General features: G+C 60.2%; 13 protein-coding genes. 11 read left to right on the forward strand and 2 right to left on the reverse strand.

Features of this window, described 5'->3' with window-relative positions; genetic code table 11:
• From BLX41_RS34300 to BLX41_RS03065, 8 genes are all read left to right on the forward strand, one after another.
• The coding region (locus tag BLX41_RS34300) for a helix-turn-helix domain-containing protein (protein WP_311197399.1) at nucleotides 1-170 on the forward strand (170 nt) is incomplete at its 5' end.
• Nucleotides 171-208: 38 nt separating this feature from the next.
• Nucleotides 209-1,312, forward strand: a complete 1,104-nt coding sequence (gene dnaN, locus BLX41_RS03030; protein WP_011058392.1) for a DNA polymerase III subunit beta — start codon at nucleotides 209-211, stop codon at nucleotides 1,310-1,312.
• A gap of 20 nt (nucleotides 1,313-1,332) precedes the next feature.
• On the forward strand, nucleotides 1,333-2,436 hold the full coding sequence (gene recF / locus BLX41_RS03035; RefSeq protein WP_123723707.1) for a DNA replication/repair protein RecF: 1,104 nt from the start codon (nucleotides 1,333-1,335) through the stop codon (nucleotides 2,434-2,436).
• A gap of 4 nt (nucleotides 2,437-2,440) precedes the next feature.
• Nucleotides 2,441-4,858 (forward strand): DNA topoisomerase (ATP-hydrolyzing) subunit B, encoded by a 2,418-nt coding sequence (gene gyrB, locus BLX41_RS03040; RefSeq protein ID WP_123723708.1) that lies wholly within the window; start codon nucleotides 2,441-2,443, stop codon nucleotides 4,856-4,858.
• A gap of 120 nt (nucleotides 4,859-4,978) precedes the next feature.
• Nucleotides 4,979-5,383: an Imm1 family immunity protein gene (locus BLX41_RS03045; RefSeq protein ID WP_123723709.1), complete on the forward strand. Its 405-nt coding sequence runs from the start codon at nucleotides 4,979-4,981 to the stop codon at nucleotides 5,381-5,383.
• 330 nt (nucleotides 5,384-5,713) lie between these two features.
• Complete coding sequence (locus BLX41_RS03055) at nucleotides 5,714-6,097, forward strand: Imm10 family immunity protein (RefSeq protein ID WP_123723711.1); 384 nt, start codon at nucleotides 5,714-5,716, stop codon at nucleotides 6,095-6,097.
• Between the two features lie 56 nt (nucleotides 6,098-6,153).
• Entirely contained in the window at nucleotides 6,154-6,639 is a 486-nt protein-coding gene (locus BLX41_RS03060) for a DUF4265 domain-containing protein (protein ID WP_123723712.1), read from the forward strand.
• Nucleotides 6,636-6,956, forward strand: a complete 321-nt coding sequence (locus tag BLX41_RS03065; RefSeq protein WP_185073353.1) for an immunity protein Imm33 domain-containing protein — start codon at nucleotides 6,636-6,638, stop codon at nucleotides 6,954-6,956. The genes BLX41_RS03060 and BLX41_RS03065 overlap by 4 nt, the downstream gene beginning before the upstream one ends.
• A gap of 27 nt (nucleotides 6,957-6,983) precedes the next feature.
• On the opposite strand, the gene BLX41_RS03070 is transcribed toward BLX41_RS03065, so the two are convergent.
• On the reverse strand, nucleotides 6,984-7,712 hold the full coding sequence (locus tag BLX41_RS03070; protein WP_123723714.1) for a response regulator transcription factor: 729 nt from the start codon (nucleotides 7,710-7,712) through the stop codon (nucleotides 6,984-6,986).
• A 229-nt stretch (nucleotides 7,713-7,941) separates the two neighbouring features.
• On the opposite strand from BLX41_RS03070, the gene BLX41_RS03075 reads away from it, so the two are divergent.
• The 3 genes from BLX41_RS03075 to BLX41_RS03085 all read left to right on the forward strand — a co-directional run bounded on the left by BLX41_RS03075 (nucleotide 7,942) and on the right by BLX41_RS03085 (nucleotide 11,963).
• A complete protein-coding gene (locus BLX41_RS03075) occupies nucleotides 7,942-8,232 on the forward strand; it encodes a hypothetical protein (RefSeq protein WP_123723715.1) in 291 nt (96 codons plus the stop codon).
• Between the two features lie 398 nt (nucleotides 8,233-8,630).
• The gene (locus tag BLX41_RS03080; protein WP_123723716.1) at nucleotides 8,631-9,629 is read left to right on the forward strand and encodes a FecR family protein; all 999 of its coding nucleotides are present in this window, start codon (nucleotides 8,631-8,633) and stop codon (nucleotides 9,627-9,629) included.
• An 18-nt stretch (nucleotides 9,630-9,647) separates the two neighbouring features.
• The gene (locus BLX41_RS03085) at nucleotides 9,648-11,963 is read left to right on the forward strand and encodes a CHASE2 domain-containing protein (RefSeq protein WP_123723717.1); all 2,316 of its coding nucleotides are present in this window, start codon (nucleotides 9,648-9,650) and stop codon (nucleotides 11,961-11,963) included.
• A gap of 181 nt (nucleotides 11,964-12,144) precedes the next feature.
• On the opposite strand, the gene BLX41_RS03090 is transcribed toward BLX41_RS03085, so the two are convergent.
• Nucleotides 12,145-12,915 (reverse strand): lysophospholipid acyltransferase family protein, encoded by a 771-nt coding sequence (locus BLX41_RS03090; RefSeq protein WP_123723718.1) that lies wholly within the window; start codon nucleotides 12,913-12,915, stop codon nucleotides 12,145-12,147.
• Between the last annotated feature and the right edge of the window lie 18 nt (nucleotides 12,916-12,933).

The following is a 12,933-nucleotide window of genomic DNA, read 5'->3' on the forward strand; positions in this document are numbered from 1 at the left end:
CCCTGTCCAAGGAACTGACCAACCACAGCCTGCCGGAAATCGGCGATGTGTTCGGCGGCCGCGACCACACCACGGTTCTGCACGCCTGCCGCAAGATCAATGAACTTAAGGAATCCGACGCGGACATCCGCGAGGACTACAAGAACCTGCTGCGTACTCTGACCACTTGATGACTCCAACGCAGCTTATTAAGGCAAGGGACTAGACCATGCATTTCACCATTCAACGCGAAGCCCTGTTGAAACCCCTGCAACTGGTCGCCGGCGTCGTCGAACGCCGTCAGACCTTGCCGGTACTTTCCAACGTGCTGCTGGTTGTCGAAGGCCAGCAACTGTCGCTGACCGGTACCGACCTGGAAGTCGAGCTGGTTGGTCGTGTGCAACTTGAAGAGCCAGCCGAGCCGGGGGAAATCACCGTTCCCGCGCGCAAGCTGATGGACATCTGCAAGAGCCTGCCCAACGACGCTCTGATCGACATCAAGGTCGACGAGCAGAAACTGGTGGTGAAGGCCGGTCGTAGCCGCTTTACCCTGTCGACCCTGCCAGCCAACGACTTCCCTACCGTGGAAGAAGGCCCTGGCTCGCTGACCTGCCAGCTGGAGCAAAGCCGCCTGCGTCGCCTGATCGAACGCACCAGCTTCGCCATGGCCCAGCAGGACGTGCGCTACTACCTCAACGGCATGCTGCTGGAGGTGTCCGCCGGCATCATCCGTGCCGTGGCCACCGATGGTCACCGTCTGGCGATGTGCTCGATGCAGGCGGATATCGGCCAGCCGGATCGCCACCAGGTGATCGTGCCGCGCAAAGGCATCCTGGAACTGGCCCGTCTGCTCACCGAGCCGGATGGCAACGTCAGCATCGTCCTGGGTCAGCACCACATTCGTGCCACCACCGGCGAGTTCACCTTCACCTCCAAGCTGGTGGACGGCAAGTTCCCTGACTACGAGCGCGTGCTGCCAAAAGGCGGTGACAAGCTGGTGCTGGGTGATCGCCAGGCCCTGCGTGAAGCCTTCAGCCGCACCGCGATCCTGTCCAACGAAAAGTACCGCGGCATCCGTCTGCAACTGGCCAATGGTCAGCTGAAGATCCAGGCCAACAACCCGGAGCAGGAAGAAGCGGAAGAAGAAGTGGGCGTGGAGTACAACGGCGGCTCGCTGGAAATCGGCTTCAACGTCAGCTACCTGCTGGACGTGCTGGGGGTGATGACCACCGAACAGGTGCGCTTGATCCTGTCCGATTCCAACAGCAGTGCGCTGGTGCAGGAATCCGACAACGACGACTCGGCTTACGTTGTCATGCCGATGCGCCTGTAATCATGCCCAGCAGAAGCTAGATGTCCCTCAGTCGCGTCTCGGTCACCGCGGTGCGCAATCTGCACCCGGTGACCTTCTCCCCCTCTCCCCGCATCAACCTTCTCTACGGCGCCAACGGCAGTGGCAAAACCAGCGTGCTGGAAGCCATCCATCTGCTGGGGCTTGCCCGCTCGTTTCGCAGTGCCCGCCTGTTGCCGGTGATCCAGTATGAACAGTTGGCCTGTACGGTCTTCGGCCAGGTGGAGTTGGCCCAGGGTGGGCATAGTAGCCTGGGGATATCTCGGGATCGTCAGGGGGAGTTCCAGATCCGTATCGACGGTCAGAATGCCCGCAGCGCGGCGCAGCTGGCAGAGATCCTGCCGCTGCAACTGATCAACCCAGACAGCTTTCGCCTGCTGGAAGGCGCTCCAAAGATCCGTCGACAGTTCCTGGACTGGGGAGTGTTCCATGTGGAACCTCGCTTCATGTCCACCTGGCAGCGCTTGCAGAAGGCCCTGAGGCAGCGGAACTCATGGCTGCGGCATGGTACACTTGACGCCGCTTCGCAAGCGGCCTGGGACCGGGAACTGTGTCAGGCCAGCGCTGAAATCGATGAATACCGCCGCGCATACATCAAAGCCTTGAAACCAGTCTTTGAGCGGACCTTGGGCGAGTTGTTGCAGCTCGAGGGCCTGACGCTTAGCTATTACCGCGGTTGGGACAAGGAACGAGAGCTCAGTGAAGTCCTCGCGACCGCCCTGCACCGCGATCAGCAAATGGGTCATACCCAGGCCGGTCCACAACGTGCTGATTTGCGTCTGCGCTTAGGCGGACACAACGCCGCGGACATCTTGTCCCGTGGCCAGCAGAAGTTGGTGGTCTGTGCCTTGCGCATTGCCCAGGGGCACTTGGTGAGCCAGGCCCGTCGCGGTCAGTGTATTTATCTGGTGGATGATTTGCCGTCCGAGTTGGACGAGCAGCATCGCCGCGCACTTTGTCGCTTGTTGGAAGACTTACGCTGCCAGGTGTTTATCACCTGTGTAGACCACGAATTATTGAGGGAAGGCTGGCAGACGGAAACGCCAGTCGCTTTGTTCCACGTGGAACAAGGCCGTATCACCCAGACCCACGACCATCGGGAGTGAAGGCATGAGCGAAGAAAATACGTACGACTCGACCAGCATCAAGGTGCTGAAAGGTTTGGATGCCGTACGCAAACGTCCCGGTATGTACATTGGCGACACCGATGACGGTAGCGGTCTGCACCACATGGTGTTCGAGGTGGTCGATAACTCCATCGACGAAGCGCTGGCCGGCCACTGCGACGACATCAGCATCATCATCCACCCGGACGAATCCATCACCGTTCGCGACAATGGTCGCGGCATCCCGGTCGATGTGCATAAAGAAGAAGGCGTCTCGGCGGCAGAGGTCATCATGACCGTGCTCCACGCCGGCGGTAAGTTCGACGATAACTCCTACAAGGTCTCCGGCGGTCTGCACGGCGTAGGTGTGTCGGTAGTGAACGCGCTGTCCGAAGAGCTGATCCTCACTGTGCGCCGCAGCGGCAAGATCTGGGAACAGACCTATGTCCACGGTGTGCCGCAAGAGCGGATGAAGATCGTTGGCGATAGCGAAACCACCGGTACCCAAATCCATTTCAAGCCTTCGGCTGAAACCTTCAAGAACATCCACTTCAGCTGGGACGTCCTGGCCAAGCGCATTCGTGAACTGTCCTTCCTCAACTCCGGTGTCGGCATCATCCTCAAGGATGAGCGCAGCGGCAAGGAAGAGCTGTTCAAGTACGAAGGTGGTCTGCGGGCGTTCGTTGAATACCTGAACACCAACAAGACTGCGGTCAACCAGGTGTTCCACTTCAACATCCAGCGCGAAGACGGCATCGGCGTGGAAATCGCCCTGCAGTGGAACGACAGCTTCAACGAGAACCTGTTGTGCTTCACCAACAACATTCCTCAGCGCGATGGCGGCACCCACCTGGTGGGCTTCCGTTCCGCTCTGACTCGTAACCTGAACACTTACATCGAAGCCGAAGGCCTGGCCAAGAAGCACAAGGTTGCCACCACCGGTGACGACGCTCGTGAAGGCCTGACCGCGATCATCTCGGTGAAGGTGCCGGATCCTAAGTTCAGCTCCCAGACCAAGGACAAGTTGGTCTCTTCCGAAGTGAAGACCGCTGTCGAACAGGAAATGGGCAAGTACTTCTCCGACTTCCTGCTGGAAAACCCCAACGAAGCCAAGTTGGTGGTGGGCAAGATGATCGACGCTGCTCGCGCTCGTGAAGCGGCGCGTAAAGCCCGGGAAATGACCCGTCGTAAAGGTGCGCTGGATATTGCCGGCCTGCCGGGCAAACTGGCGGACTGCCAGGAAAAGGACCCTGCCCTGTCCGAACTCTACCTGGTGGAAGGTGACTCTGCTGGCGGTTCCGCCAAGCAGGGACGCAACCGCAAGACCCAGGCGATCCTGCCACTCAAGGGCAAGATCCTCAACGTAGAGAAAGCCCGCTTCGACAAGATGATCTCCTCGCAAGAGGTCGGCACCTTGATCACCGCACTGGGCTGCGGCATCGGCCGCGAAGAGTACAACATCGACAAGCTGCGTTATCACAACATCATCATCATGACCGATGCTGACGTCGACGGTTCGCACATCCGTACCCTGCTGCTGACCTTCTTCTTCCGTCAGTTGCCGGAGCTGATCGAGCGTGGCTACATCTACATCGCCCAGCCACCGCTGTACAAGGTCAAGAAAGGCAAGCAAGAGCAATACATCAAAGACGACGAGGCCATGGAAGACTACATGACCCAGTCGGCTCTGGAAGATGCCAGCCTGCACCTGAATGACGAAGCCCCGGGGATCTCCGGCGAGGCGCTGGAGCGCCTGGTCAACGACTTCCGCATGGTGATGAAGACCCTCAAGCGCCTGTCGCGCCTGTACCCGCAGGAGCTGACCGAGCACTTCATCTACCTGCCGGCCGTGACCATGGAGCAGTTGTCCGATCACGCCGCCATGCAGGATTGGCTGGCCAAGTACGACGCCCGCCTGCGCACCTCCGAGAAGTCGGGCCTGGTCTACAAGGCCAGCCTGCGCGAAGACCGTGAGCGTAATGTCTGGCTGCCAGAGGTCGAGCTGATCTCCCACGGCCTGTCCAACTACGTCACCTTCAACCGCGACTTCTTCGGCAGCAACGACTACAAGACCGTCGTCTCCCTGGGCGCTCAATTGAGCACCCTGCTGGACGAGGGCGCGTATGTTCAGCGCGGTGAGCGCAAGAAGGCCGTGACCGAGTTCAAGGAAGCCCTGGACTGGCTGATGGCGGAAAGCACCAAGCGCCACACCATCCAGCGATACAAAGGTCTGGGCGAGATGAACCCTGACCAACTGTGGGAAACCACCATGGACCCAAGCATGCGCCGCATGCTCAAGGTGACCATCGAAGACGCCATCGGTGCCGACCAGATCTTCAACACCTTGATGGGTGATGCGGTCGAGCCACGTCGCGACTTCATCGAAAGCAACGCCCTGGCGGTGTCCAACCTGGACTTCTGATCCAGGGACACAGCTGAAAATAAAAAGGCCGACGCTTGCGTTGGCCTTTTTTATTGGCAGATTGTTCAATCCCTCATCCATAACGATTTACGTTTTTATCGGCCAAGGCAGTCATGGCGAATGCTCAAGAAAATCATTGAAGATGAATATGCCGGTAATCGTTGCCATACCCATGAGTGGTTGAACCCCGACTCGACGCAGGTGCTGTCCGCGCTCAACCGCCTGGACGGAAAGGCTTTCAGCTCGACGGTTTTTTTCTTCAGCGACGAGACCCTGATGCATATCGGGGGCGGTGCGGCCGATCAGTATGTGGTCTTTATTGCCCAGGACGTCGACCAATCGTTGCAGACCCTGCTCAGCGCAGACAGTCCTGACGATCAGCGGGTTGAATTGGTCGCGGGTGGCCAATCCGGCAGTTACCCGCGGTATCAGTGTGTGGCTAAAGAGCGAGCGAGACAGGCCCTGGCTTATTTCTCGGCCTATGGCTCGGCTGATCCCGATCTGGCCTGGGAAGTGGAAGGCTAACTGGATAATAAGGACGTTGACCTTGGCAGGTACAAGCCGCCACCTATGCGATGAAGCGCGTTACCCCATCGCCTGGCGTTTCAATGCCGCGGATTTTGCCCTGCGCGGTGATTCGTCGTTGCTCTGCGAGCGGTGCTTAAGCCCGGAGGCAGACCTGCTCTGGCTGTTCTGGGGCAGGTGCAGGTACCCAAAATGTTGGGATGCCCCACACCTGTCCTCCATCACCGACGACCAACATATCGCCTATGAAGATACTTGTTTACAGCACGGGGCCATTGAGCCTGCGCGCATGAGCGAGTGCTCTCCACTGGCTTCACTTGAGGTTCAAGCATGACTGTTGAATGGCCTGCCACTTATTTCAGCGCAACCCTGGAAGACGATGTATGGCTTGTGGCTTTTGCCGATGCCGCCGATGAGCCCGAACACTACCTGTTGTTGCAACGCAGCACCGAGTGCGATGAACAGGATGCAGCCCTGGGCCAGGACACTTACCACCTTGAAATCTCCAGCCCTGCCCTCTCCGGTTATGGCGGGGTTGCACAAGTGCGTATCGAACAGGACCGCATCATTTTCAGCATGACCAGCTCCGCCACCTGGTGTGCGGGCCTGGATCGGTTGGTGCTGTTGTTGGCACCTGAGCTGCAAGACGATCCGGCCATCGAACAGGCGCTTCGAGACGTGTTTATCGAGCAGTTGACCCCGCTACGCTGCTGAGCCCGGCTCGGCTCTTTTAACCCTTTGTAAAAACAGCCATCGCTCGGAAATTTGTTATGGATGATGAAAAACAGGAAATATCGATTCGGGTTGTTGCGGGGAAAAACGACCATGGCCCGGTCTATGAGCCGCTGCATGTACGGCGGATCGATGAGGACAGTTACGAGATTCTCTATTCACCGGGGCTGACGCTGAACCTGGCCAAGGGCGACATTATTTCGATCAAGGACCCGCAGGCACCTGCCGTGGTGCTCAAGCGTGGCGGCAACTTCTGCATCCACATTTATTCGAATCACATTCCGGAAGAACACATCGTTGCCCTGGCGGCGGATGTGGTGACCGAATTGGGCGGCATGCTCGACGGGCGCCGTAAGGGCAATCTGACATTGTCGGTGCCAGCGCGAAACGGCATGGACAACATCGCCCGGTTCTTCAACCGCTTCCGCGAGACCACGGGCATCGAGTGGTACTACGCCAACATCTATAAAAACCTCGATGACACCGATGACGAGACCTTGCTCAATTGGTGGCTGGCCGAATGAACGAAAGACAGCAGCTTATCTGTGAACGCTACGACCTCGCTCCCCAGACACCGGAGCCGATGATTGCGCTGGCCATCGGCTCGCTTGCGCAGTCGCCCATCTATGGCACCCGGGTCGAGTTGCCGGAGAACGGCACGGTCAGTTGGTTTATCCACTGCGGCGAACATTCCACAGCCGTGGATTTCTACCAGCCTCTGTGCGCCGAACATCTGCTCGAGCTGTTGCCGGAGGTGATCGATTACCTGTATCTGCCGAGCGGGACGCGCTTCATCATCGACCGCGCCGGCTATGAAGATGTCTGGCAGGACCCGGAATGATATCAAGCCGCTTTTGACGGCAAGCCGTCAGTTGCCCTGCTCGTCAGCCGACGCGACACTTTCCAGCCGGTAGCCGTAACCGTAGATGGTCAGCAACTGCCAGCCACGATCCGCGGTCAGCCCGAGCTTGTTGCGCAGGCGGTAGATGTGGGTATCCAGGGGCCGTGAGGAAACGATTTCCTCATGGGTCCAGAATCGTTCGTACAGGTAATCCCGGGACAGCGGCCGGCCCAGGTTGGCGAACAGACAGCGGGCCAGGCGGTACTCGCGTTCGGTGAGGCTGATGGGCGCACCGGCGCGGGTGACGGTCAGTTCGGCATCATCGAAGGTCAGGTCGTTGAAGCTCAGGACCTCTTCACTGCTGTTGCGCTGCAAGCCGTGGCGGCGCAGTACCGCATTGACCCGGGCCTTGAGTTCATTGGGGCGAAACGGCTTGCTCAGGTAGTCGTCGGCACCGGTGTTCAGGGCCTGGACGATATCGCTCTCGGCATCACGGCTGGTGAGCATGATGGCCGCGGGCGGCGAATCCATGTGTTCCCGGGTCCAGCGCAGCAGAGACAGGCCGCTGAGGTCCGGCACTTGCCAGTCGAGGATCAGCAGGTCGAAGGTTTCCCGGCGCAACTGGCGCAGCAGGTCCTCACCGCGCTCGAAGCTGTGTACGGTCCAGGGCTGTTCGCCGGGGCCGGGAATCTCTCGCAGTGTCTGTTCCACCCGCGCCAGTTCCGCAGGTTCGTCATCCAGTATTGCGACACGCATGCGAGGCAGTTCCTTATGGTTCCAAGAGCGCCCGAGGCAGTGGCTTGCCGGGCTCGGACTGAGGGGAAGTTTAGGCGCCTGACCCGAATCTGAACAATTGTGGCGAATTGCTCTTGAGCCCCGGGTCCCTCGGTACGCTGATATCAAATAGCCGGTAAGGCGCCCGGAGCACGGGCCGCCGGACTATTGAGCAGCACGATACCGGCTCGTACAAACAAGGAAAAGAACCATGGGGAACCTGCTCAGGAAAGGCCAGATCGCGCTTGTCAGAATATTCAGCGGCGATGATCCAGTGCGCCTCTTCAGCTTGATGCTGGCGGCTTATCTGGGGATAAGTGCCAGTGCATTGCCTTCGTTGACTGGCGCCCGCTCTCAGGCAACGAGTGTCGAGGGCTACCACCAGATGGCAGTCTTGCCCATCCGCAGCGAATCGAACCTGACCCTGGACGCCGAACCGGTAATAGGGCGGATAGCGCTACCTTCGGGTCAGCAGCAACCCGCGCCGCGGTGGGTCTTTTAAGAGGGCGCAGCGATGATTCTGAACAAATATTGCAAATCCGTCGCAGCCTTCCGGCCAGCGTTACATTGCCTCCCGCTGAGTGGCACACGGGGGCACCTGGAAGTGCTCCGACACAGGGAGTGTCAACCGCCAGGCTGGCGGCACAACGCGCGCTTGCGTGCGTCGTTGAAGGGGAATACAGGGAGTGCCTCCTCAGGACTTTGGGCCGGGCGACCTGTCGCCCCGGTTCCGACACAGGGACGTGTCACTTTTTTGTCCCTGTGCTCTTCCCTCCCGGTTCCGACTCGCCCCCTCTCCTTGGGCGACGCCCCGCAGCGTCCGGCTTTCTGCCCATGCGCTGCCTCAGGTATGGTGCGTAGGATTTCGCCGTGGTTTTCCCAAAGGCTCAAAGCATATTCATGAATGACCTCTGCCCTTCTCCGTCCGTTGGCCGGTTGCAGGTGGCGTGCGCCGCATTGCTGCTAGCGGGCCTGAGCCTGCCACTGTGCGCCGTGCAGGCCGCCCCGCAACGCCTTCCCTATATAGATGACAACCAGCAATGCCGTGGCCAGCCCTTGCCGGCTACCGTCGAGCACCTGACCGGTGATGCCTGGAAACTGGATGCCAAGGGCCGCGAGGTGGCCCTGGAGGAAGGCATGAGCATCGATGAGCAAGAAGGGGTGAAAACCTCGCCATCGGCTTTCGTCAGCCTGTCCCTTGGCGATGGTTCGCGAGTGGTGTTGCCCTCCAGCTCCCAGGTCACCCTGCAACTGAATACGCAATACAGCATTCCTCAGGTGGTCCTGGAACAGGGCCAGATCGAATCCTATGTGATCAAGCGCAACAGCGACCACGACCGCTTCCAGATCGTGACCCCCGTCGGCGTGTTGGGGGTACGCGGTACGCACTTCCGGGTGCGCAATGACGACCAGCATTCCCTGGTGGAGGTGCTCAACGGTCAGGTGGCGGTGAGCCGTGATGACCAGCCGCCGAGTAAGGCTGCTCGGCGTTCCGGCAAGCGCGTTGTGGATAAACCTGCAGGTCCGCTGCCTGAGGAAGTCCAGGTCATGGCGCGCCAGGGATTGCGCATTCAGAAGCAGGGCGACCTCAAACCGGTGGAACTGCTGGCCGCGCCCCGGCTGCTGGGGCAGGCCGGACAAACCGGCGCCCTGCCCGTCTGGCAGCTGATCCTTCAACCTTTGCCGGGCGCCCGTCGCTATCGGGCACAGGTGGCCACGGACAAGGATTTCCTGAACATCAAGCAGGAACAGTTCTCCAGCACCCCGCAAGTCAACTTCACTGGTCTGAAGGCGTTTTTCTATCATGTACGGCTCTCGGCATTCGACGAGCATGGCCTGGAAGGAGAAACCGGGGTCTATGACATCTTCTACTACCCCAGGACCACACGTGTTCAATAACCCGTCGGCGGGCCGTCGATGAGTCTCTGGAAGCAACGGACCAACGGCCGCGAGCCGACCCAGGCCCAGCGCCTGTTTCGCCGCCTGGTACGTGAATGGCTGTGGGTCGGCCTGATTCTTCTGCCCCTGACCGCAGTGCTTTCCCTGAGCCACGGCCTGGCGTTGAACAACCTGTTCTATGACAACCTGCGACGCTTTACCCCGCTGCCGGTAGACCCGCGAATTCTGTTGGTGACCATCGACGACTACAGCCTGCAGCAACTGGGACGCTGGCCCTGGCCACGGGCGATCCATGGACAGTTGCTGGACCGGCTGACGGACGCCAAGGTCAAGGGCGTGCTGTTCGATGTGATCTTCAGCGAGCCCGGCAGCACTGTGGAAAACGACACGCGGCTGGCCGCCGCCCTGTGTCGCGCCGGCACGGTGTTCCTGCCGGTACTGCGCGAGGGTGTCGCTCGCTATGGCCAGGACCTGGAGGAGATCCCTCCGGTGCCGGTGCTGCGCCACTGTGCTCGGGGCCTGGGGCATATCAACGCCGAAGCCGATGCTGACGGTACCGTGCGTAGCGTCTACCTGCGGGAAGGCCCGCAGCAGGCGCCGCGGGCGCAGTTGACCTGGTTGCTCTACCAGCTCACCGAAGCCGACCCGCTGTCGCCGCTGATGCCGGGCCCCGGGACTCCGCAGATTGCCAGGGGCTGGCTGCGAGCCAACCCGGTACGTATTGCCTTTATCGACAAGGCGGCAGGTTTTCCCAGCGTGCCCTATGTCAGCGTGCTGCGTGGCGAGGTGCCGGCCGAGTTGCTGCGTGACCGGTTGATCCTGGTGGGGTCCACCGCACCGGGGCTGGGCGACCGTTATGTCACCCCGCAGTCCGGCAGCCAGGGCACGACCCCAGGCGTGGAGATCCAGGCCAACCTGCTCAATGGCCTGTTGCAGCATCGCAGTATTGTCGCCCTGGGCCAGTGGTCGGGGATGCTGTGGTCCATGGTCCTGACCGCAGCCTTGCTCGGATTGTTGCTGTGGCGTCCGCGCCACGCCTTGTGGATAACCCTGGGTTGCATGGGGCTGGCCCTGTTGGGGTCGGTGCTGATGCTGCGCTTGGGCTACTGGTGGTCGCCGGTCGCCAGCCTGCTGGGCATGTTGCTGGCGTACCTGATCTGGAACTGGCGTCGGCTCAGCGTGATCCTGGCCTATTTCGGTTGGGAGCTGGAACGCCTGGACAGCGAGCCCAAGGTGTTGCCGGAACGCCGTCGTAGCCAGCCCCCCGGTGATGTGCTGCAAGGGCAGATCGTTGCCCTGGAACAGGCCCTGAGCCGGACCCGGGACACCCGGCGCTTTATCGCCGATGGCTTGGAGTACCTGCCGGTGGCGACCCTGATCAGCGATCCGGACGGCAAGATTCTGCTGGCCAACCGCAATGCCCGGGAAGTGTTCGCCCACTCACTGGTCGGACAGCCGTTGATTGCGCAGTTGGCCGCCCTGGGTTATCCAGGCCTGACGGAACCGGCGCTGTACCCACGTATTGAGCAACTGACAGCGGTGGAGTTTCGCGACATTCAGCAACGCAGCCTGCGCATGGAACTGGCGCCGCTGCTGCCGGTGGACAGTGACAACGCCATCGGTTGGTTATTGAGCTTCACCGACCTCAGCATCGAGCGGGACGCCGAACAGCAACGTGGCGTACTGCTGCGTTTTCTTTCCCATGATCTGCGCGCCCCCCATTCGGCGATCCTCGCGCTGCTGGATGTACAGAGTCGCCAGCCATCGCAGCCCAAGCAGGTCTACAGCCAGATCGAGCAACAGGTGCGTCGGGCCCTGGGGCTGACCGAGGCGTTCGTGCAATTGGCCAAGGCCGAATCGGAGGCCTATCAGTTCGCGCCGAGCATGTTTGCCATGCTGGTCCTGGATGCCTTCGACCAGGCCACGACCCTGGCCCAGTTGAAAAATATCCACCTGGTGCACGATCTGGATGAGGAAGGCGAGAGCATGATCCTGGCGGATCAGTCGCTGCTGACCCGGGCCCTGTTCAATCTGCTGGAAAACGCCATCAAGTACAGCCCGGCGGGGTCCACCGTCAATGTTCAGGTGAGCTGTGCCGAGGGCTGGCTGCGTTGCGAAATCATCGACCAGGGCCGGGGCATTGCGGCCCAGGACCTGCCCCTGCTGTTCGGTCAGTACCAGCGTTTCGCCTCGGCCCAGGGCATCGATGGCCTGGGCCTGGGCCTGTCCATGGTCAAGGCGGTGGTGGACCGGCACCAAGGGCGGATCAGCTGCCGTAGCGAGGTGGGCCAGGGCTCCTGTTTCATCCTTGAGTTGCCCTTGCTGGAGGAGTAGAGGCGCCGGGTTACTTCTGGCGAAAAAAAACCGGCATCAAGGCCGGTTTTTTTTGTTGCGGTAAAACTTATGCACGTTTTTAAAAATTTTATGAGCTTAAGAAATATACATATAAATCAGTGATTTATACGTCTAATTCAGTTGTTGTACGAATAGTCGTACACAGGTTATCCACAGAAGCTCATACAGCAACCTTATCCGTGGAAGTCGCCAATGGTGGCAATGAGCCCATATCTCGCTGGGCCTGTTCGTTCCAGGCTGCTACCCGGTCGTTGAGCTCGGCGATGGCACGCGGGCCGCTGCCTTCGGCGTACATGGGCGCGCCAATGGTCACGGTGATGGTTCCGGGCCGCTTGGCCCAACCGGTCTTCGGCCAGAACTTGCCGGCGTTGTGGGCCACTGGCAGCACCGGCAGATCGGCGTTTACCGCCAGGGCGCTGCCGCTGCGGGAGAACTTGCCAACCGTGCCGTAAGGCACGCGGGTGCCTTCCGGAAAGATCAGCACCCAGACCTTGTCCTTGAGCAGCTCGTCGCCCTTGCTCGCCACCTGCTTGAGGGCCGCCTTGGGGTTGTCCCGGTCGATGGCGATGGGGCGCAGCATGGCCATGGCCCAGCCGAAGAACGGCACATACAGCAACTCGCGCTTGAGCACCTGGCTCAAAGGCTCGAAGTAGGCCGAGAGGAAGAAGGTCTCCCAGGTGCTCTGGTGGTTGGAGACGATCACGCAGGGCCGCTCGGGGACGTTTTCAGCGCCCTTCACTTCCACGCGAATGTTCAAAAACACCTTGGTCAGCCACAGCGCGCAGCGACACCAATAGACGTTGATAAAGCGGTAGCGCGCCTTGAATGGCAGGAACGGCGCGATAAAAAAGCTCAGGGAGCACCACAGCAAGGAACTGGTGCCCAACAGCAGGTAAAAGAAGAAGGTTCTGATGGCCTGCAGGATCGACATAGCGGCATTTACCATTGC

The organism is Pseudomonas protegens, assembly GCF_003732485.1.
GTDB lineage: Bacteria > Pseudomonadota > Gammaproteobacteria > Pseudomonadales > Pseudomonadaceae > Aquipseudomonas > Aquipseudomonas protegens_B.

Excerpts from the sequence above, each read along its gene's own strand:
- dnaN (WP_011058392.1), top strand. The coding sequence starts at position 209 with ATGCATTTCACCATTCAACGCGAAGCCCTGTTGAAACCCCTGCAACTG.
- recF (WP_123723707.1), top strand. The coding sequence starts at position 1,333 with ATGTCCCTCAGTCGCGTCTCGGTCACCGCGGTGCGCAATCTGCACCCG.
- gyrB (WP_123723708.1), top strand. The coding sequence starts at position 2,441 with ATGAGCGAAGAAAATACGTACGACTCGACCAGCATCAAGGTGCTGAAA.
- BLX41_RS03045 (WP_123723709.1), top strand. The coding sequence starts at position 4,979 with ATGCTCAAGAAAATCATTGAAGATGAATATGCCGGTAATCGTTGCCAT.
- BLX41_RS03055 (WP_123723711.1), top strand. The coding sequence starts at position 5,714 with ATGACTGTTGAATGGCCTGCCACTTATTTCAGCGCAACCCTGGAAGAC.
- BLX41_RS03060 (WP_123723712.1), top strand. The coding sequence starts at position 6,154 with ATGGATGATGAAAAACAGGAAATATCGATTCGGGTTGTTGCGGGGAAA.
- BLX41_RS03065 (WP_185073353.1), top strand. The coding sequence starts at position 6,636 with ATGAACGAAAGACAGCAGCTTATCTGTGAACGCTACGACCTCGCTCCC.
- BLX41_RS03070 (WP_123723714.1), bottom strand. The coding sequence starts at position 7,712 with ATGCGTGTCGCAATACTGGATGACGAACCTGCGGAACTGGCGCGGGTG.
- BLX41_RS03075 (WP_123723715.1), top strand. The coding sequence starts at position 7,942 with ATGGGGAACCTGCTCAGGAAAGGCCAGATCGCGCTTGTCAGAATATTC.
- BLX41_RS03080 (WP_123723716.1), top strand. The coding sequence starts at position 8,631 with ATGAATGACCTCTGCCCTTCTCCGTCCGTTGGCCGGTTGCAGGTGGCG.
- BLX41_RS03085 (WP_123723717.1), top strand. The coding sequence starts at position 9,648 with ATGAGTCTCTGGAAGCAACGGACCAACGGCCGCGAGCCGACCCAGGCC.
- BLX41_RS03090 (WP_123723718.1), bottom strand. The coding sequence starts at position 12,915 with ATGTCGATCCTGCAGGCCATCAGAACCTTCTTCTTTTACCTGCTGTTG.